The sequence below is a fragment of the Aquimarina sp. AD1 genome (genome assembly GCF_003443695.1).
Lineage (GTDB): Bacteria > Bacteroidota > Bacteroidia > Flavobacteriales > Flavobacteriaceae > Aquimarina > Aquimarina latercula.
In genome coordinates, this window is record NZ_CP031966.1 from 1,197,633 (window position 1) to 1,216,933 (window position 19,301).

Consider the following 19,301-nt stretch of genomic DNA (forward strand, 5'->3'; position numbering starts at 1 on the left):
TATGATGCAAATCATAATAAAATCAGAAAAAGCTGATTTAAAAATCTGTGTTTAAATTTTACTTATCTTCGTTTTAATTAATCAAAAAATGACTCAAGACTCTACTTCAAATTCTTTTTTATTGCAAGCCAAATCCGCAGTTTTAGAAAATATTTCTAACGAGCAATTTGGTGTTTCTGAATTGGCTTCTAAAATGAATATGAGTCGTTCGAGTTTACTGAGGAAAATAAAAAAGCAAAACAATTTGTCTGCCAGTCAGTTTATCCGAGAGATACGTTTGCAGAAAGCTGCAGAAATGTTGCGAGAGACTGAATTGACTGCTTCAGAAATTTCATTTGAAGTTGGCTTCAGCAATCCGTCCTATTTTACAAAATGTTATCGTGAATATTATGGATATCCGCCTGGTGAAACAAAAACCAAAAAACAAGAAGAATCGAATCCAGAACAAACAAATAAGGAAGAAGAAACCAAAAAAGCCGTTAGAAAAAACAAAAACATTAATAGATATATTATTGCAATCACGATTATATCAATCATTGCTATCATTTACTTTTTTAAAGACCAGTTCACTTCTTTTGAATCCAAAGCATATAAAGAAAAGTCGGTTGCCTTTTTACCTTTCAAAAATTTAAGTGAAGACAATTCTAATTTGTACTTTATTAATGGAGTCATGGAATCGTCACTTAATAATCTTCAAAAAATTAAAGATTTAAGAGTAATCAGTAGGACATCTACTGAAAAATATAGAAACAATCCTAAAAACGTTTCTGAAATCGCCGAAGAATTACAAGTCAACTATTTGATTGAAGGCAGCGGACAAAAGATAGGAAATGAAGTACTTCTAAGCATTCAATTGATAGATGCAAATGAAGATAGCCCTATTTGGTCTGAACAATATAAATATGTACTTGATGATATCTTTGAACTTCAAAATAACATCGCGAAGAAGATAGCCCTTGCTATAGAAGCAAATGTAACACCAAAAGAATTTGCACTTATTGCTAAAAAACCTACTGAAAATCTAGTAGCTTATGACTTTTATCTAAAAGGATTAGAACATCAAAATGAACAAAGTGAAGAAGGATTACGTAAAGGTATTTTGAATTTTGAAAAAGCGATAGAAGAAGATTCAAAATATGCTGATGCTTATGCCCAAATTGCCATTTGTTACTTTTATCTTGATGAAAATAAAATTGAAAAAAAATATGTAGACAAATTAAATGAGTATGCAGACAATGCTTTGTTGTATGATGCTACTTCAGAATTACCTCTGATTGCAAAAGCGCTATATTATATAAATGTAAACGAGTTTAAGTTAGCGATACCTTATTTGGAAAAAGCACTCGATTATAATCCTAATGCCTCTTCTGTAGTATTATTTTTATCTGTTTTATATTCTAGAGTTGTTCCTAATACTAGTAAATACCTAACTTATGCATTACAAGGAATCAAACTGAATATAGAGGCTAATGATTCTGTATCCAAGAGCTATATTTATTTGAACTTGAGTAATGCCTTAGTTCAAAATGGGTTTACAAAAAAAGCTTCTGAATACATTGAAGAATCTTTGAAATATAATCCTAGAAACCCTTACTCTACTTATTTAAAAAACTTTATAAATTATGCCAATAACAAGGATTTAAAAACCTTAACAAGCAAAATGCTTATAGAGTGGCAAAAAGATACTACACGTACTGATATTACTCAAGAATTGGCTAAGATGTATTATTTTCAAGAAGATTATGATAATGCATTATTTTATTATGAAAAATATATAAACATACTTGCCACCAATAAAATTGATCTATATCCTGCAGAAAATATAAAAATAGCGCACACTTTCAATAAAATGGGGTTTTCTAAGAAAGCTGAACAATACTTAAGTAAATACAAAGATTATCTGGAAAAAGATGAGTCAATTTACAAAGAGGCAAGTTTAGCCATGCTTTATCTTTATGAAAATATGCCAGATAAAGCTATAGAAGCTTATGATAAATTTAGTTTACAAGATGGTTTTCAATATTGGGTAATTTTGTTCATGAATGAAGACCCACTACTGAAGAAATTGAAAAATCACCCAAAATACGAGGAAACTATTGAGAAAATAGAAATTAAGTTTTGGGAAAAACATAAAAAGCTTAAGGAAAATTTAGAAAAAGAAAAACTACTATAAATAGTTGAAATTTTATTCTCAACCAATTCAAAATTATTTGATTCGTTTCTTGTGGATTTTCTTTAATATAAATAATTTTTGTTTATTAATCCAATTCCTCACACATTCCCCGTTACCTCCTATTTCAGATTATGGAAATCGCAAATCTCCTAAGATCGGCTTCCCTTATTTTCCCACCCTTCGACAAAACTTCGAAAGGCTCAGTGTAGCAGCTCAGAGGCAACGTCGTTTCGAGAAAGATGTTCCATTATCTTTTATAAAGCATTCTTCTCTATCTTATTTATCAACCCTTGTTGCTGTTTTACTAATAATTCTCCAATCATTTTTAAACTTTTTAAGTAAGAATAAATCAATATATACCCACGCTCGATTGGGACCGGCGATTTCAACTTTTGCTGTTGCTATATCTTTTGTAATCTTAATATCTAAAATTTTGGCCTCTCTCCCATTAAACTTCCCTTTTTCAGCGTTTTTAAAAAAATCAGCGTACTCACTTGGGGAGTATTTTTTGAAATCTCCATCTCTGTTTGTTAGATATAGTGTAGCATTGTCTGCAAAGGCACTTAATAACATTTCTTTCTTATTATAAGAACTCCCTTCCATATATTTCTGAAGTGTTTTTACAACTGAAGGATTATATGATGATGTTCTGTATGTAGCAGCGTCACTTATAGGATAAAAATCCTCTATTACAGTAGAAGTCTTTTTATTGTTTTCTTTTTTAATTAAAAAAGCCCCTCCCCAAACTACTTGAGGATACTCTATAACTTGCGCTATCATTTCGCCTAAAGATGGAATGGTAGCTTTAAACTTTTCTATGGCCTCATCTTTTGGAGCCCAACGGAATTCTACATTTTTATTTGTTGGCAAATCATTAGTCGTAGATTTTGCGACATAAACCTGTCGTACACTTAACGAATTATTAAAGTCAAATTTATAAGTAAAAACACCTTTAAGGTTTGGTTTTGTAATAGATACTCCATATTTATTTGAGATACTATCGATAACTTCATTTATAGTTTGTCTTTTCTCATAAAATGCACCCATTGTTATCCAACCAATTGTTGCTTTTTTTATTAAAACATCTCCGTTATCATTAAGAATAACTAAACTAATAACTGATGTATTCACATCTTTATCAATTTTAGATTGGGCATTTGTATATTGAATTGTAAGCAGCATCGCTACTACTAGGATGTAATTTTTCATATTGACTGTTTTTAATATTAATACGTGGCAAATGTCTAAGGTTTAGACACTGTTTCCTACTTACATCACGATGTTGGCATACAAAGTGAATGAAAAAACCTATTTTGGAGTATGCATTGAATAAAATTATGAAGGGATATGTGGCACTTTTGCAAAAGCATGAAACGTATAAGTAATATTATATTTTCTCTGAAGAATTGTGATTGTGATATTATACCTGTTGCATATTGAAAGAAGATAATCTCTGTTGTCTCAGAAAAAAAAATAATTAAAATAATTTATGTCACATATTTGAGACATTTTGTAAAAAAAGATTACTTTTGTATTCGGATGAATATTGAAACTAGATCAAGAATAATTGAAGCTGCTATTAAAGTTTTTAATAAAGATTTTTCTGCACCATTACAGAAGGTTGCAGATAATGCAGATATTACAAGAAGAACATTGCATCGTTACTTTAAGGATAGAGATGAACTAATTGTTACCTGTGAACGTCAAATGGAAATGAGTTGTAAAAAGGCAATGATAGCAGCAATTAATAGTTCTGATGATCCATTGATCCAGTTAAAAAATATTTTACACGCAGGCATCGACTGCGGAGCCAAATATTCTTTTTTTTATAAACTTCATCAAAGAACTGGTCACAAACATTCTCAAAGCGATAAAGACTGCGCAGACTATGATTATATTTATCAAAGCTTCGCACAAATAATTAGAGACTTGCAAAAGAAAAACATAATTAGCAGGCAAATGACCATAGATTGGATTCAAAATCTACATGCTGGTATAATAAACAGTACGGTTAATGCTAGTACGACTACCGAAACCGAAAAATTACACATCAAAGAATTTGCTTGGAAATCTTTTATAAAAGGAATTAGTCCTTAAAAAAATTTAATAACCTATGTCTCATAATTGAGACATGTGTAAATGATAATAGAATACAATATGGCAGTAATAGAAGAAGCAATACATGAATTACATCATAATTTAATTTAAATAAAAGATAATCTATTAGAATTTATGTAATAGAGTCTTTGCATCAATTAAAATTATTGCATCTCCTCCTCTATTATTAATATTTAAAAACTTCAAAATATGAACAAAGACAAACTTTTTGATGTAATTATAATAGGCGGAAGTTATGCTGGATTATCCGCTGCGCTTGGATTAGGAAGAGCTTTACGTAACGTACTTGTGATTGATAATGGTAAACCATGTAATAGGCAAACTCCCCATTCGCATAATTTTCTTACTCAAGACGGTATGATACCCTCAGAAATAAATAGATTAGCAAAAAAAGACCTCGAAATTTACGATACGGTTTTTTTCTATAATGGATTCGCATCCCATGGTAATAAAACTAAAAAAGGATTTAAAATAACCACAAAAAGCGGTGAGATTTTTAATTCTAAAAAATTAATAGTTGCTACCGGTATCAAAGATATAATGTCTGATATAGAAGGATTTAAAGAAAGTTGGGGTATTTCTATAATTCATTGCCCATATTGCCATGGTTATGAAGTAAGAAATAAAGCAACTGGAATTTTAGGAAATAGTGACTACGGTTTTGATTTTTCTAAGCTTATAAGTAACTGGACAAAAGATTTAACGTTATATACCAATGGGAAATCCGAGCTTACACAGGAACAAACTGAACAATTATCGCTTCATCAAATTCCTATCATTGAAAAAGAGATTATAAGTTTTAATCAAAATAATGGGCACCTCAATTATATTATTTTTAAAGATGGAACTACAATAAAAATTGACGCGTTATATGCAAGAGTACCGTTTGTTCAAAACTCAGATATTCCAAAAATACTGGGCTGTGAAATCGATAAAATGGGGTATATAACAGTAGATAATTTTCAAAAAACAACTGTTCCAGGTATTTATGCTTGTGGTGATAACGTTTCCTTAATTCGTTCTGTAGCTAATGCTGTTGGAATGGGTGCCAAAACCGCAGCAATGCTAAACAAAGAACTTATTGATGAAGAATGGTTATAAATAATTTAGGTAATTATTTGATTATAATTACCATAAAGGAGTTCACAATACGTTAGTTTTAAGGATATAAGATTGTAATTTAATAATACAGTCTAAAATCAAGGAATTTACAGATTTTGTAATGTCTTTGATGCAGCTCTTCTACAACATCTAACATGTTATCATCTTCTTTAAACAAGTTAAAAAATGTTATATCAAGATTTGAGCTAGTGACTCCATTATATGGATTTCCGTATCCAGAAACACCCTTTGCGCCTGTGATATCCAGAAAATATTGTGCTTCTTCTTCGTCTAAATCCAGCACTTTTGCATTAGAAAAATGTAAAATCTTTCCGTTTAATTTTCCCTCAAAAATTTCTGCAATTTCCTGTAAACTATAATAGTAATCATTTAAACAAATACTATTTGCTTCGCCCGTTATCACCAAATAGATGATTTCATAATTTTTAAAATTATGATCATCCAGCACTAATGTATTTAAACTAGCTTCTAAACCTTCAATAGTGTCGCAGGTTTTATAAATACTGGCTACGCCATATTGAGAGGTCAACTGTTCTAATTTTTTTTGTGCCTCAGTAATCTCGTTCGTTTCTATATCATTAACTGCTTCTAAACAGTAAATAAAATAATCGGCATCGATTAATGGTTCTTGGGGTAATTGCTCTCTTTTTTCTAACAAATCTTTAGGATTTACGAAATGTATACGAATCACAAAAATAGTAGATCTCTTTAATCTTTTTTAGTTAATTTATATAAAACACCTATAAACTATAAGTGTTTTATATATCTATTGTATTACTTAAGATTAAAAATATAATCTAATACTAAATCATTATCCTTTAAAATATTTTCCATTTTCATTTCTATTTTTTTATCCGGAATTATTCCTTTATTAAGTGGTAGTTTTGGCACATTCACTGATTCTCTTTCTGTCCCGATTTGTAAAACTAGTTTTGTGTTTTCTAAAGGTTTTACTCTTCTTCCGGGATGTGTACTGTACGTTCCTCCGGTCTCTTCTCCTAGTATAGTCGCTAACTTATTGTGCTTTATAACCGCTAACATTTGAGCAGTAGCAGATGCGGAACGACCATTGGTTATGACAAAAATATTTTTATTACTTATGGTATTATCTGTTTTTGGTTTTACAATTGCAGGTCTATTTCTTCTTTTATTTAACTCATTATCTTCATAAAAGTTTATTTCCTTACTAGTGATATATGACAATAAGTGATTCGTGCAAGCAGGGTTTCCTCCTCTATTCCCTCTTAAATCTAAAACTACTTTCTCTATATTTTCCTCTATGATTTTTTTCATATAAACGTCAATCTTCTCTTTGAAAAAATCAATATTTTGTTTTCCTCTTGGAAAATAACTAAAATTCTTAATTCTTATAATAGCAGTCTTATGTTCTTTTTTTACATCTAAACTTAACCTAGGTGTATTTATTATTTTAGATTTATAACCTGGCGCAGGTTCATCAATAAAAAATGTAGTAGTAATTTCTTTTTCGGTATTGTAAGGTTTAAATTTTATCTTATAAGTCCTACTAAAACCGAAGTAACTGTGATAATAATATAAAAAATTGATGTTTAAATCTCCTCTATAAAAGTGCTCATTAAAAGCGTCTGCAGAAATCGTTGTTTTTAAACTCTTATATATATTTTTTGCAGCAACTCCGTTAATTTCTACTATTTCGGAACCAACATTCATTGCTATATTTTCGATACAATTATTTATAGCATACATTTTACCATCTTCAAACCATACGATCAACGGTAACCAATATTTATATGGTACGCTAAAAAATCGATTATCAACTATGCGCGTATGTAAACATCCTAAACTTGCAACTATGGGAGCTACTACTTGATAGAATTCATTTATCGTCATTGAGTCTTTTAGTTTTTTCCGTTGTGCATCTATTAAATTAGTATAAGACACTTTATCTATAAACTCAAATTGAGTGGGATGCTGTTTTAAGGTTGTTAATAGTTGATTATAATCTGTTACTAATTTTTCTCTTTCAATGGTACTATCGAGATTTATAAAGACCGAATCTTTAATCTTTGCAATAGGTATAGTATGATGATATTCTGTTTTTAATAATGCTGCCGAATCATCTTGATTATAAACATATTTTACACGGGTTACACCTCGTTTTTTTTGTATTTTACTATCTATGTCAAAACTACTACGCTCAATTAAATTACCAGTAGTATCAAATTTATATCTTGAATAGGCATCATTATTTCTTTTATCCAACATATAATTTCCATCTAGATCAATAGAAGCATATTTTAAGCAATTTCCTTTTTTATCATAAGTGGCAAATCCTCCTGCAGTTCCTAAAAACGAACCGATAACAGGTTTATTTTCTGCATTAAAAAATTGGAAACTAACCAAATTATTATACTCGTCATATGTAGCTTTATCTATAGCTATTCCTGTTTCGTCATTTATTAAATTTAGGTCTTTATCTACATTATTCATGGCTAACAATATTCCATTAGCATTGAACTTATATACTACATTATAAAACTTATAATAAGGACGCATTGGTACATTAGCTCCACTGATATCTTTTCTGGTCTCTAATACGGTATTCGTTTTAATGTGTTTCCATTTGTATTCAAATATTTTCCAAGTATTATTAATAGGAGCATCATTTTTATCATAAAATTTTAAGCTTACTCGCTTCCCTTCTTTGTTATAGGCATAAACTTCTTTAAACACTCCCATTCCGTTGGCTGTGGATTCACCATCTGAATTAAAAAATGTTCTTATTTCTTCATTACCGATGTATTCAATTTTGGTTTTGGGAGCTAAAGCTCTTTTGCCATCAAGTATACCACTCCTATTTAGTTCGATAAGCTTATTCTTATATAGATATTCAATAAGAATAAGTCGGTTTGAAGCATCATAAGTTAACTTAAAATGATTGGTGTTTTTACTTTCGTCTTGGGTTATAGGTATCCTACCTTCTGTTTTTGAATATGGTGTTTCTCGAAAAATTAAATGGTTAAAATATTTAATCGTATCAGATTGAGCTGCTACTTGTGCTACTAAAACTAAGAAGAAAAGAAATAGACGTTTTTTCATGATTGATGAGTTTTATGCAAATATAAACTAAAAACATAGTTTGAACTATGTTTTTAGTTTATATTAATATTCATCAACATAAATAATTAATATTATGGCAATTATATTTATTTCGAATCAAATGCAGGGATAATAATTTCAGAAATTGGTGTCATTATATTGTCTTCTTTATCATGGCCAGATATAACGATGGTTAGATCGAGTGCTGCTATGACTATTACACGTTGTCCTCCACCACCCCAAGCAAATGAGGCATCATAACTTTTATCACCTACCTTTATGAGTGTTTGATACCAAAAGTATCCATAACGATAGTCTTTAGGCATCCAATCCTCTGTGGGCTTCACAATACCACTAGTGGCTGTAGCAAGGTATTCTGCAGAAATAAGCTGTTCGCCACGTAATCTCCCTTTATTAAGAACCAAATTACCCAATTTAATCATATCCCGCGACATCATACTTACGCGCCAACCTGCTTCTGGCAATCCACTAATATGATTAGACCATTTATAATTTGTAATACCAAGTTTATCAAGTAGTTCAGTTTTAATAAAATTCTCAGCGGTTCCAGGGACGACTGCATCAATAACAGTCATGACTAGCATTGGGTTAAAATTACCATACAAATATGTCTGAGATTCTGACGTTATTGGTTTGGTTTGCTCCAGAAGCGTCTGAACCAATCCTTGACCTTTTAATCGTATGGAATCCTTCTCAATATCTTTCCAAGTATCGTTATCTATAGCTAATCCTCCATGCATAGTCAATGCTTTATGAAGTGTAATTTTTTCGGCTCCTTTAGTGATTTTTTTAGGATTAATATCTTTTAGAAAACTAATCAAAGGTTTGTTTAAATCTTCCATGGATAGGTATCCCATTTGAATCGCTCTTCCTAGAACTAAACTAGTATACGCTTTTACTGCTGATGCTTGTCCATGAGGCATGTTAATACGTCCTTTTTTATAATAAGATTCAAAAACTAATTTGTTTTTGTGAGAAACCAAGACTGCGTCATAGCTTCCATGTATGCCTTCAAAAATCTCCTGAGAAAGTGTAAGAATTGCGTTTCGATCCTTAGTATTCACAGCTAATGTGTCCACTAATACCCCGTCTTTTCTATCTTCTGGAGTTGTAGTAACAAATGCATTATTGAGATGCGCCATATCCCAGAATGAGACGTCATAATTATCACTTGAAATAGGATTAATTATTGATGACAACCAAGTGGCGCTGCGAATTGCTGTTGTAGGGAATGCAGTTCCATGAGTACCATCAATCACTTCTTTTAATACGGCCAAACCGCCATCTCTTCTATCCTTTAATAATTTAACAAATGTGTCGATGGGTTCTATCTCTTTTTCTAAGGAACCATATGAAATAAAAACATTAGCATTCAGACTCGAGTTTCTATTTGACGTCTCAAAAGGTCCAAATTCAGCATTAAGTTCAGATAAATAATCAACTTCATCTTTAATCGTTGGACTACCAATAATGTAATTGTTAAAGGTATCAGGTTGAGTCATTAGTATATATGCACCAAATTCACCACTCAGTGAATACCCAAAATACGTACGACTATTTGGGTCAGAACGATAGGTATTTTCGACATATTTAATGACATTATCACGAATAAAGCCTAAATGTGTTTTGGCTTGACCCATTTGGTATTTTGCTTGAATTTCTGGATTGCTGTGTTTGCTTATCGAGTAATCACGAAACCTACTCACATGCGCTCCTCTCTCTTTTTTTAGGGCTGAGTTTATGTCTAATTGCCAAGAAATTCCAACTAGAATAACATCTTCAAGAATATATTCTTGGCAAGTAGATAGTATTTCGCGATGCCACACAGCATCTGTATAATAAAGGACAGGATAGGTCTTATTAGTGTTCTCAGAATAATCTTCAGGCAATTCTATATAAAGCTCATATTGTCTGTTATTTTTAGAGTCTTTTATTGGTATTACTTGTATTTGTGGTGATACTAAGGGTGATCCTTTCACTATTTCTGAATTTCCATTTGCATTATTTTCTTGCGCAACAATGACTTGTATCGAAATGATACATAATAATATTAATAACTTCGTTGTATTCATGTTTATTCTTTTAATAATTAACTAAAGCTTAAATAACTGACACACTATCTCTTATATGTTGTTTTATTCAAGATCAAACAGTCCGGATTTGGAAAGCTGTCGCGAAATGACATCCAGTTGATTCCTCTGGCGATCAGTATTTGATGTTCCGTAAAATGCAATAACCAAATCTTTAGAAGGAGATACATAAAGACCTTGACCTCCATGGGCACCTTTATAAAAATCACCATCCTCGTACACTGCACCCCATTGATAACTACTATATTTCTTTTCCTCTGGATCCTTTGACTTATTGAGGTTTTTATTAACATCTCGAATTTTAAATAAGTGCGCATCAGAAATCATTGGGTTTGCGCTCTTTCTACCACTAGGCGTAAAAGCAAGACCAAACCTAGCAAGATCTCTAAGTGTTGTAGACATACCATCCGCATATGAAATAGAGGTTCCATTTTTATTGATTCCTAAAAGGGCACTAGATTCTGCTCCTATCTTTTTCCATATTTCCTGTTCTACAAAATCGCGAAAGGTAAGGCCACTAATTTTTTCAACCAGTAATGTTAATACCATAGTATCGGCATTGCTAAATTGATACTCTGTTCCAGAAGGTTTTGATGCTTTTGCAGTAGCTAAATCTTTAATTGGATCAAAACTAACCTCATAGTTCTCTAATGGTACACGATCAATTCCGGAGCTCATAGAAAGAATATCTATTACTGGAACTCCTTCCCAACCAGAACCTTTAAGGGCATCAAAGTAGTAATCAATAGGTTGGTTAGTATCGATTAAATGGTTATCCTCTAAGATGGCTATTGAAGTACTCACAAAAACTTGAGTTATTATCATATTAATATGTAGATCAGTTGGGAACATTCTCGGATAACCTTCAAAGACGATGTTGCCCTTATGAATTATAATTAACCCATTCACTTCTACTTGCTGTACATAGTCATTTAATGATAGCCCACTGCCTTTTTTCAAATCTGTTGGTGTAATAAAATTTTTTACATCATCTCTTGGTGTTTCTTCTAGTATTTTTGGTACATCTGACCTAAGTATCCGCGAGTGTTCTTTTATTTCGGAGAAGTTTAAATAATAATATCGTTCCAGATCACCATATTCTGTCCAATTGCCTCCTTCATAAATACGTTTATGGAATCCATAAATTTCTTCTTTTGTAAATCCAACATAATTATACGTTTCATATTTTGGACTTGTTGTATTTATAGTATTAGCATGTTTTTTTTCCTCGTCTTTACAAGCGATAAAAAAAACTATAGTTAAGAGAATTAGAATACTGTTTTTCATAAATTATTTATAAATGTTCAATAAATCTATATCAAAATCTCTGCTTTAATCGCTTAAAAGGATCAGCACAACAATTAAATGACAAAACCATTTCGTCATTGATATACCCGTTTTATAAAGAAATTAAGATGATTAACATTTATAGATACTATCTTTATTAGCTTTTAAATGAGTTTATGATTAAAAAGTCCTTACAGCGTACAATACTCCTTAACATAGGAGCTTTTGTATTGGTGCTCATCCTTGAATTACTAAGTGGATGGATGATCATAGATCGATATGATTCGACTTTTTCTTTTTTTTTATGGGCACTTAAATATGCCATTAATATTATGGCAGCTATTTGGATAAATCATTTTATTCTTATTCCTTACTTTTTTGATAAGAAAAGATATATTATATACGTACTCTTAGTTATTGGGAGTATATTTTTTATTGCCTATGTAGAAGCTTTTGCTAACAATAGCTGGCCTGGTGTTACTAAAACTTTTTTATTCCATTTTTATACGACAGGTACTGGTATGGCTGCTTTTTTTTTAAGAAGAAATATGATCATCCAAAGAGAAAATGCTGAGAAAGAAAAATTGCAAAAAGAAATGGAACTCATTTATTTAAAAGAGCAGGTGAATCCTCATTTCTTATTTAACTCATTGAATAGTATTTATTCACTTTCTAGACAACAATCTCTAGAAACTCCTGATCTTGTCATGCAGCTTTCAGAATTAATGCGTTATCAATTAGAAAGTTCTAAAAAAGAAGCGGTTTTATTAAAAGAAGAAATTGAGTTTATAGAAAATTATCTATTGCTTGAAGAAAAAAGGCTGAGTAAACGATGTACTATTGAGTTTTTGATTGAAGGTGATCTTTCTGGATTAAAAATTTCACCAATGTTATTGATCCCTTTTGTTGAAAATGCTATTAAACACGGTGCACAAAGCACCAATGAACGGAGTAAAATTGATATTTCTGTTACTATAAAAAACACTACGCTACATTTTAATGTGGTTAATTCAAAGCCTACTATGATTCCAATATCAAATAGAAATGGCCTAGGGCTTGAAAATGTAAGAAGACGTTTGGGTTTATTGTACGCTAATGCTCACACATTGGATATTATTGATAACGCAAATGATTATCATGTAAATTTAACTATTAATCTAACGGTGTAATATGATAAAAATAGGTATTGTTGATGATGAATTATTAGCACGTAATGTACTAGAAGAGTACTGCTCTAAAATTGAGAATTTTGATATTGTAGTTAATACTGGAAATCCTCTTGAATTTATCAATTTCATTCAACAAAATCACGTTGATCTTATTTTTCTTGATATAAAAATGCCTGAACTTACTGGGATGGAAATTTTGCGTTCTCTATTAAAACCACCTAAAGTGATTCTTACCACAGCTTATTCGGAGTATGCGTTAGAAAGTTATAATTATGGCGTTGTAGATTATTTACTGAAACCCATAAAGCTTGAACGCTTTTTAAAAGCTATAAATAAAGTTTCGGCATCGAAAATAACAGCCCCTAAAAAGAATAGTCCAAATAAAGAACTTCAAATAAAACATGATGGTGTACCGGTTAATATTTCATTTACATCAATTTTATACATTCAGAGTTTTGGAAATTATTTGAAAATCTTTACTGATTCTAGAATGTATCTTATTTCAGAGACACTCATTAATATCACTACTTTATTATCTACAGATTTTCAACGCACACATAAATCATACATTGCTAATTTAAACAGAGTTTCAAAAGCTACTAAAACCAATTTATTAATTGAAGATAAAAAAGTGCCTGTAAGCGCTATGTATAAGGTTATTGTATTTGAAAAATTAGAAGTTTTAGCGAAATCATGAAATAGCTAATTCCCTTTTCACATCATAGAATGCTTCCCTCCTACATTTCTAATCGGCTAAATACATTCTCGTTTTAATAAAAGGTATTCTTTGGTATTTAATTAGTAAACTTTTAAAGAAAATACAGAACTAATAAACATACATCTCCTATAGCTTCTAAAATCAAATTAATCGTTTCAATAAAATTTGTACTGTCTTTAATGTGCCATCTTCTAATTGCACAGTTATGGACACCACTTTGTCTTCACTGCGTAACGCTTTTTGGTAAAATTGTTTGTCTTTTTCCTTAATACCGTCAATAGAAATTAGTTGCTGACCAGCTCTTAAACCTTTATCATAGGCCATACTAGGTTGATAAATGGATTTAATAAATATAGATTTTCTTTTTGATTTCAGAATAATACCACTCAATGGAAAATCGAAACGATCCTTAAATGATTTATTTGGTTTTAAATAGATTTTCTTTTTTTTATAGTTTAATATAAAATTAAATTTACTTATGAATTCTAATCCTAAGATGCCCATATAAGCTTCTTTAGATAACATTCCCTTTTTTGATTTTGAAAGAGATACTGGTATTTCTGAAAAAGTATAATTGTCAATTTTAATATTTTTAACAATACCTTGTTTAGTTTTATCTTTGGAATTAATCCCTTCAGATTCTTTAATAATGAGTTTTTCAAATTTCGATACCATATTCAACTTACTTGTAAACGGCTCGTTAAATATAAATGGTGATGCCACATTACCTGTATCGAAAAGCACTTTGCCAGACAATGATTCATTATTAGAAAGTAAAACGGAAATATCTATTTCAGGTGTGCAAAATGCTTCAGTAAAAGGAATCGATTTATAACCTTTAGTGTCAGGTTTCCCTTTTCGTTTATAAAAATAAATTGTTTTTGTGTCGAAGTTCGTTTCAGTAACGTAATTTTTGAAGATATCATATCCTATGATCCCTTTAATATCGGCCAAACGAGATAAATCTGAGACATACATTTCTAAATTTTTTAGTACAATATTGTTACTTAATGACACTCGCTGCTTTTGTGTCTTTCTTATATCATTATTAACGGCTGATGCCCCAGTGATTTGAGTAGGTTGATCTTGTAATGGTAATCCTAATTGGTTAACGACACTATTATCAATAACTGTGACTGAAGCACCAGTATCCATTACAAAATCAGAAACCATCACTTTATTTATTTTTAATGATATAATTATAAGTCCGCTATCATTTATTGTAAATGGAATTTGATCAATGGGTTTGTCTTGTCCAAAAATTATTAAAGGAAATAAAATTAAAGTGATTGTAAAATACGTTTTCATTGATGTACATTTTAGTTGTGATACTAAATTGCAGCATTACTGAGCGCGAAAAAACAGAAAAAAGGTGAAGCTATATAATGATAGAATGAAAAGGGATAAAATGACGATTAATTATTAGTTTTCTAACCATATCCTAAATGCTTTAGTTGTAGATGTACTTGTGACCGCTAAATCTTTTATATTACTGATTTTGAGGTACAGTCTATTTTTACTGTGAGGCGAAATACTTTCTATAAAATTAATATTCACAATTTGACTTCGGTTAATTTTAAAGAATTGATTGGGGTTTAATTCATCGTATACTGTTCCTAGATTCTTAGAAATGATATGAAACATGCCCTTAGTGTCGTATAGTTTACACAAATCCCCAAACACTTCGATAAAACATATCGTCTCAACATCAATAAGTTTTATATCGTCTTTCTTCTTTACAACAAATCGCTTTTTGTATACATTCTCCTTACTTTCTAATAATAACTTAAAGTCATTAAAAATGTCTTTATTATAAGGTTTTGTATTAAAAAGTGTTTCAAACTTTTTAATTGCTTCATTTAACTCTTCTTGAGAATATGGTTTTAAAACATAAGCAATCCCATTTGTTTGAAAAGCTTTGAATAAATGTTCATTATAGGCTGTACAAAAAATAATAGGTGTCGAAAAAGTCACTTGACTAAAAATATCAAATGAAGTTCCTTTTAATATTTTAATATCAGCAAAAATTAGATCAAAAGTATTTGAGTTTGTTAACGCTTCAATACCTTCATTTACAGAACGAACATGAGTATGCATAAAGTTATCACCTAAATAATTTACTAAATAACTTAATAGCTTTTTATAAGCGGGTTTTTCATCTTCTATAATTAAAATAGTCATTATAATATGCCGTATTAATCTATTACATTAAGTAAAGGTATTTCTAAAATAAACTTTTGTTTATCCTCTATTATTTCTATGGTTCTATCTCCTAATAACTCGTGGCGTTTTCTTAAGTTTTCTAAACCAGTACCTAAAGATTCTTTTATGTTGATCGCATTAGATTTGTTGTTCTCAATTCTAATTTTATCCTTTTCGATATGAATTTGTGTTCTAATTATGATTTTATTATCCGCAGTATTATGTTTTATTATATTTTCAATAGACGTCAATAAAGCACCATTTAGTATATATTTATTTTTATTAGAAGCATTTCTAAAAACTTCAAAACTATAATCACCTTCAAAGCGAGTTTCTATTAAAAAAAAATACTTATTTATAAGAGATAATTCTTCATTAAGTAAAACAACTTCTTCATCTTTTTTATGAATAAGATAGCGATATAATGCTGCTAAATTCGAAATATATTTTTTAATAGTTTCTTTAGAAGAATAATCTACTAGAGCATCAATAGTATTGAGGTTATTATATAAAAAATGTGGATCATATTGCGCACGTAACACTTTTAACTCAAGCTCTTTTTGTAAGTTAATTCGATTGAGTTGATCTTCTCGATAGTTATAATATTTTTTTCCGAATACTAACACTAAAGGAATAGAAACATTAATAATAGAATCTTCAACATTAAAAAGAATAGTCTTACCAATAGAAGGCAACTCTTCCCACTTTATGTAACCAAAAGGAATGTAGTATTTGTTTAACAAGAAGAAAAAAAAGCCAATAGCAGACAAACCAGATATACCAATTCCAAATAAACCTACGTAACTTTTATACTTAATTAGGAAAGTTTCTATGACCCACTTAATAAACCATAACAATACAATCATCTGAATGATCCTTATTGGAATACTAATAAAATATTCTGTAAAAGAAAATGTATTTGTATCATAAAAATGATGAAAACCATTCCAAACCCAGTAGACTAAAAAGTAGACTGCCAAAAGCTGATAATCTGTTTTGTTAAATTTAATAGAGTTCATCAAAGGTTTTAATGACTAGTAAGATAAAAAATTAATATACTTTCGATCTTTAAATGATTGTTTTCTTTTCTAACTCTTCCAATAATTTTAGCCATGAAAAGACCTAATTGTTTATACCTCTATCTAAAACCATTAATGAGAGCCTTGTGAGTTATTGATATATTCTTGCAATATTATCTGAAAATGAAAATCTAAAAAAATGAAAAAAGATCAAATAGGATAAAATCCATTTTAAATGGTATCTTAATAAGATCGATTTCATATAAAGCATTCGTTATTTTCTGTTATTTAATTGAAATCATTATTCGCTAAAGTGAGTTCCCCTACTCTCCTATTCCATAAACTAAAATCTAAAAACACCCCTTATTCCTGAAAATAATTAGTACACTGTAACTATTTATTGTATTCGATTGTTTTTTATAAAATAATTTATAACATCTGCATTTTTTCCGTTTTATATATCATTAAATAAAACAGTAACTTTATTGAAGAGCCTTCAAAAAAAAGTCAATGTCAATGATAGTATCGTAAATTAAAGTGGTTTTTACTTTATATAATATACTAGGCGTATGAAATCATAACCTTCTATTTCGATTCATCCAAAACCTATTCACAATAAATTCTTAAAATTTAAGTTACGAAGACATTATGATTATTGTAATACTACAATATCATCGTGTAACACAAATTAACTCGTCATGAATAGAAATACTCTAAAAAACCTACATGTAAAAAGAAAGCATTGGCAAACTTGGCTTTGTCTCTGCCTAGTATTAACTTCTGTACAACCTGTCTCTCCGCATGGGACAGTAACCAGTCCACCGAGTCGTGTTTGGGCTTGTTTTCAGGAAGGTCCTGAAAGCCCAGATTCTCCTGCTTGCCAAGATGCTGTAATTGGTTGGGGTACACAAGCTTTATACGATTGGAACGAAGTTGCCAGAATGGATGCCGGCGGAATGCATATGGATATCATTATGGATGGAAATCTTGCCAGTGCCGGACGTCCAGACAAATATGGCGGATTAGATCAAGTAAGAAATGATTGGGTAGTAACACCTGTTACTCCAGGCCCTCTTACTGTAACCTGGACCAACACTGCTCCACATGAAACCTTATACTACCGAGTGTATATAACAAAGGCAGATTGGACACCAGATCAGCCACTAACTTGGGATAGTCTAGAACTCCTTGTAGAAACAGATCCAAGACCAGCGGCATCTGTTGATGATATAGATGTTATATTACCGCAAAGAACAGGTAAACACGTCCTTTATAGTATCTGGCAACGATCACTTACCGCTGAGGCATTTTACTCTACAAGTGATATTGATTTTGGAGCAACAACAGAACCTTTACCGCCCGTAGCTCTTTTTACAAGTGATAATGGAAGATGTGGTGGCTCTAATGTTACTTTCAGTGCAGCAGATTCTTATGATCCTAATGGAGATCAATTGACCTATTCTTGGGATTTTGGAGATGGAACCACTGCAGAAGGTCTTGAAGTTTCTCATACATATTCGAATTTAAACAGTGCTACAGTTACTTTAACTGTTAGTGATGGAACGTTTAGCAGTGGAGCTACAGAAACAATTAGTTTAACAGTAGATCCAGAATGTGAAGAAACTGTTTGTCCTTTTGATACTCCAAGAGCAGCAGCCTTACCTTCCTTAAACGAAACCTATAATTATGTATATGTGATTGGTGATAATGGACCTGATTTTAGTGATATTTATAAGTTTTTCATCAACTGGGATTTAAACAACCAAGGACTATATAATTTTGATTATCAAACTACAAGTACTTATACATCTTTTGTACAAATGCCACAGACTTTTGCTGATGATAATCCAGAAGTTACCTTTACTAATAGTGGAATAGCAGGATTAGATGGTTCGTATTTTGTAACAGTTGATAATGGTAATTTTGTGATGGTTTCTAAAACTGAAGGATTTACAATATATTTTAGTTTAACACCGAACGAACCCTCTTGTGCAACTACGTTATCGGTAACTTCTTTTGATGAATTAGGGCTTACCGCATTTCCAAATCCTTCGAATTCAGTGATAAATATTTCAGGAACTTCTAAGCTTAATGGAGCTATCATAAAACTATTAAGTCCAACAGGTGCAGTATTGAAGTCGCATCGTATAAACAATGAGTCTACTTACACTATTGATGTAAGTAATCTCTCTAATGGTTTATATATAATTACTTTAGAATCTGAAATAGGAGAGAAATCAATGACCAAAGTTATTGTAAATGAGTAAGGATCAAATTAGAATCCCACTGTAAGGTTCTTAATGT

General features: G+C 30.6%; 14 protein-coding genes. 6 read left to right on the top strand and 8 right to left on the bottom strand.

Translation table 11 applies throughout. The features are described 5' to 3' along the window. Positions 1 to 88 precede the first annotated feature (88 nt). On the top strand, positions 89 to 2,173 hold the full coding sequence (locus tag D1815_RS05390) for a helix-turn-helix domain-containing protein (protein ID WP_118386236.1): 2,085 nt from the start codon (positions 89 to 91) through the stop codon (positions 2,171 to 2,173). Between the two features lie 276 nt (positions 2,174 to 2,449). Here the strand turns inward: D1815_RS05390 and D1815_RS23890 are convergent, their stop codons facing one another. After that, on the bottom strand, positions 2,450 to 3,382 hold the full coding sequence (locus tag D1815_RS23890; protein WP_233557610.1) for a nuclear transport factor 2 family protein: 933 nt from the start codon (positions 3,380 to 3,382) through the stop codon (positions 2,450 to 2,452). 330 nt (positions 3,383 to 3,712) lie between these two features. Between D1815_RS23890 and D1815_RS05400 the strand changes: the two genes are divergently transcribed. Both D1815_RS05400 and D1815_RS05405 read left to right on the top strand, forming a co-directional pair. Continuing rightward, entirely contained in the window at positions 3,713 to 4,270 is a 558-nt protein-coding gene (locus tag D1815_RS05400; RefSeq protein WP_118386237.1) for a TetR/AcrR family transcriptional regulator, read from the top strand. 210 nt (positions 4,271 to 4,480) lie between these two features. Further along, complete coding sequence (locus D1815_RS05405; protein WP_118386238.1) at positions 4,481 to 5,392, top strand: NAD(P)/FAD-dependent oxidoreductase; 912 nt, start codon at positions 4,481 to 4,483, stop codon at positions 5,390 to 5,392. Positions 5,393 to 5,471: 79 nt separating this feature from the next. Here the strand turns inward: D1815_RS05405 and D1815_RS05410 are convergent, their stop codons facing one another. The 4 genes from D1815_RS05410 to D1815_RS05425 all read right to left on the bottom strand — a co-directional run bounded on the left by D1815_RS05410 (position 5,472) and on the right by D1815_RS05425 (position 11,889). Beyond that, the gene (locus tag D1815_RS05410) at positions 5,472 to 6,071 is read right to left on the bottom strand and encodes a DUF6642 family protein (RefSeq protein ID WP_027391439.1); all 600 of its coding nucleotides are present in this window, start codon (positions 6,069 to 6,071) and stop codon (positions 5,472 to 5,474) included. A gap of 116 nt (positions 6,072 to 6,187) precedes the next feature. Beyond that, the gene (locus D1815_RS05415) at positions 6,188 to 8,491 is read right to left on the bottom strand and encodes a S41 family peptidase (RefSeq protein ID WP_118386239.1); all 2,304 of its coding nucleotides are present in this window, start codon (positions 8,489 to 8,491) and stop codon (positions 6,188 to 6,190) included. A 107-nt stretch (positions 8,492 to 8,598) separates the two neighbouring features. Further along, positions 8,599 to 10,584: a serine hydrolase gene (locus D1815_RS05420; protein ID WP_118386240.1), complete on the bottom strand. Its 1,986-nt coding sequence runs from the start codon at positions 10,582 to 10,584 to the stop codon at positions 8,599 to 8,601. Between the two features lie 63 nt (positions 10,585 to 10,647). After that, positions 10,648 to 11,889 (bottom strand): serine hydrolase, encoded by a 1,242-nt coding sequence (locus tag D1815_RS05425; protein WP_118386241.1) that lies wholly within the window; start codon positions 11,887 to 11,889, stop codon positions 10,648 to 10,650. 176 nt (positions 11,890 to 12,065) lie between these two features. On the opposite strand from D1815_RS05425, the gene D1815_RS05430 reads away from it, so the two are divergent. Beyond that, positions 12,066 to 13,058 carry a sensor histidine kinase gene (locus tag D1815_RS05430; RefSeq protein ID WP_118386242.1) on the top strand — a complete coding sequence of 331 codons (993 nt, stop codon included), beginning with the start codon at positions 12,066 to 12,068 and terminating at the stop codon, positions 13,056 to 13,058. A gap of 1 nt (position 13,059) precedes the next feature. Next, on the top strand, positions 13,060 to 13,755 hold the full coding sequence (locus D1815_RS05435; protein WP_027391435.1) for a LytTR family DNA-binding domain-containing protein: 696 nt from the start codon (positions 13,060 to 13,062) through the stop codon (positions 13,753 to 13,755). A gap of 162 nt (positions 13,756 to 13,917) precedes the next feature. Here D1815_RS05435 and D1815_RS05440 read toward each other — a convergent pair whose 3' ends face one another. The 3 genes from D1815_RS05440 to D1815_RS05450 all read right to left on the bottom strand — a co-directional run bounded on the left by D1815_RS05440 (position 13,918) and on the right by D1815_RS05450 (position 16,997). Then, positions 13,918 to 15,084, bottom strand: a complete 1,167-nt coding sequence (locus D1815_RS05440; protein WP_118386243.1) for an aspartyl protease family protein — start codon at positions 15,082 to 15,084, stop codon at positions 13,918 to 13,920. 114 nt (positions 15,085 to 15,198) lie between these two features. Next, a complete protein-coding gene (locus D1815_RS05445) occupies positions 15,199 to 15,957 on the bottom strand; it encodes a LytTR family DNA-binding domain-containing protein (RefSeq protein WP_118386244.1) in 759 nt (252 codons plus the stop codon). Positions 15,958 to 15,971: 14 nt separating this feature from the next. Further along, the gene (locus D1815_RS05450; protein ID WP_118386245.1) at positions 15,972 to 16,997 is read right to left on the bottom strand and encodes a sensor histidine kinase; all 1,026 of its coding nucleotides are present in this window, start codon (positions 16,995 to 16,997) and stop codon (positions 15,972 to 15,974) included. Positions 16,998 to 17,695: 698 nt separating this feature from the next. Here D1815_RS05450 and D1815_RS05455 point away from each other — a divergent pair. Then, positions 17,696 to 19,264: a lytic polysaccharide monooxygenase gene (locus D1815_RS05455; RefSeq protein ID WP_158594490.1), complete on the top strand. Its 1,569-nt coding sequence runs from the start codon at positions 17,696 to 17,698 to the stop codon at positions 19,262 to 19,264. Positions 19,265 to 19,301 lie beyond the last annotated feature (37 nt).

Bases quoted from the DNA above. Each gene is read 5' to 3' on its own strand.
- D1815_RS05445 (WP_118386244.1), bottom strand. From the start codon at position 15,957: ATGACTATTTTAATTATAGAAGATGAAAAACCCGCTTATAAAAAGCTA.
- D1815_RS05430 (WP_118386242.1), top strand. From the start codon at position 12,066: ATGATTAAAAAGTCCTTACAGCGTACAATACTCCTTAACATAGGAGCT.
- D1815_RS05440 (WP_118386243.1), bottom strand. From the start codon at position 15,084: ATGAAAACGTATTTTACAATCACTTTAATTTTATTTCCTTTAATAATT.
- D1815_RS05450 (WP_118386245.1), bottom strand. From the start codon at position 16,997: ATGAACTCTATTAAATTTAACAAAACAGATTATCAGCTTTTGGCAGTC.
- D1815_RS05435 (WP_027391435.1), top strand. From the start codon at position 13,060: ATGATAAAAATAGGTATTGTTGATGATGAATTATTAGCACGTAATGTA.
- D1815_RS05415 (WP_118386239.1), bottom strand. From the start codon at position 8,491: ATGAAAAAACGTCTATTTCTTTTCTTCTTAGTTTTAGTAGCACAAGTA.
- D1815_RS05400 (WP_118386237.1), top strand. From the start codon at position 3,713: ATGAATATTGAAACTAGATCAAGAATAATTGAAGCTGCTATTAAAGTT.
- D1815_RS23890 (WP_233557610.1), bottom strand. From the start codon at position 3,382: ATGAAAAATTACATCCTAGTAGTAGCGATGCTGCTTACAATTCAATAT.
- D1815_RS05420 (WP_118386240.1), bottom strand. From the start codon at position 10,584: ATGAATACAACGAAGTTATTAATATTATTATGTATCATTTCGATACAA.
- D1815_RS05455 (WP_158594490.1), top strand. From the start codon at position 17,696: ATGAATAGAAATACTCTAAAAAACCTACATGTAAAAAGAAAGCATTGG.
- D1815_RS05390 (WP_118386236.1), top strand. From the start codon at position 89: ATGACTCAAGACTCTACTTCAAATTCTTTTTTATTGCAAGCCAAATCC.
- D1815_RS05405 (WP_118386238.1), top strand. From the start codon at position 4,481: ATGAACAAAGACAAACTTTTTGATGTAATTATAATAGGCGGAAGTTAT.
- D1815_RS05425 (WP_118386241.1), bottom strand. From the start codon at position 11,889: ATGAAAAACAGTATTCTAATTCTCTTAACTATAGTTTTTTTTATCGCT.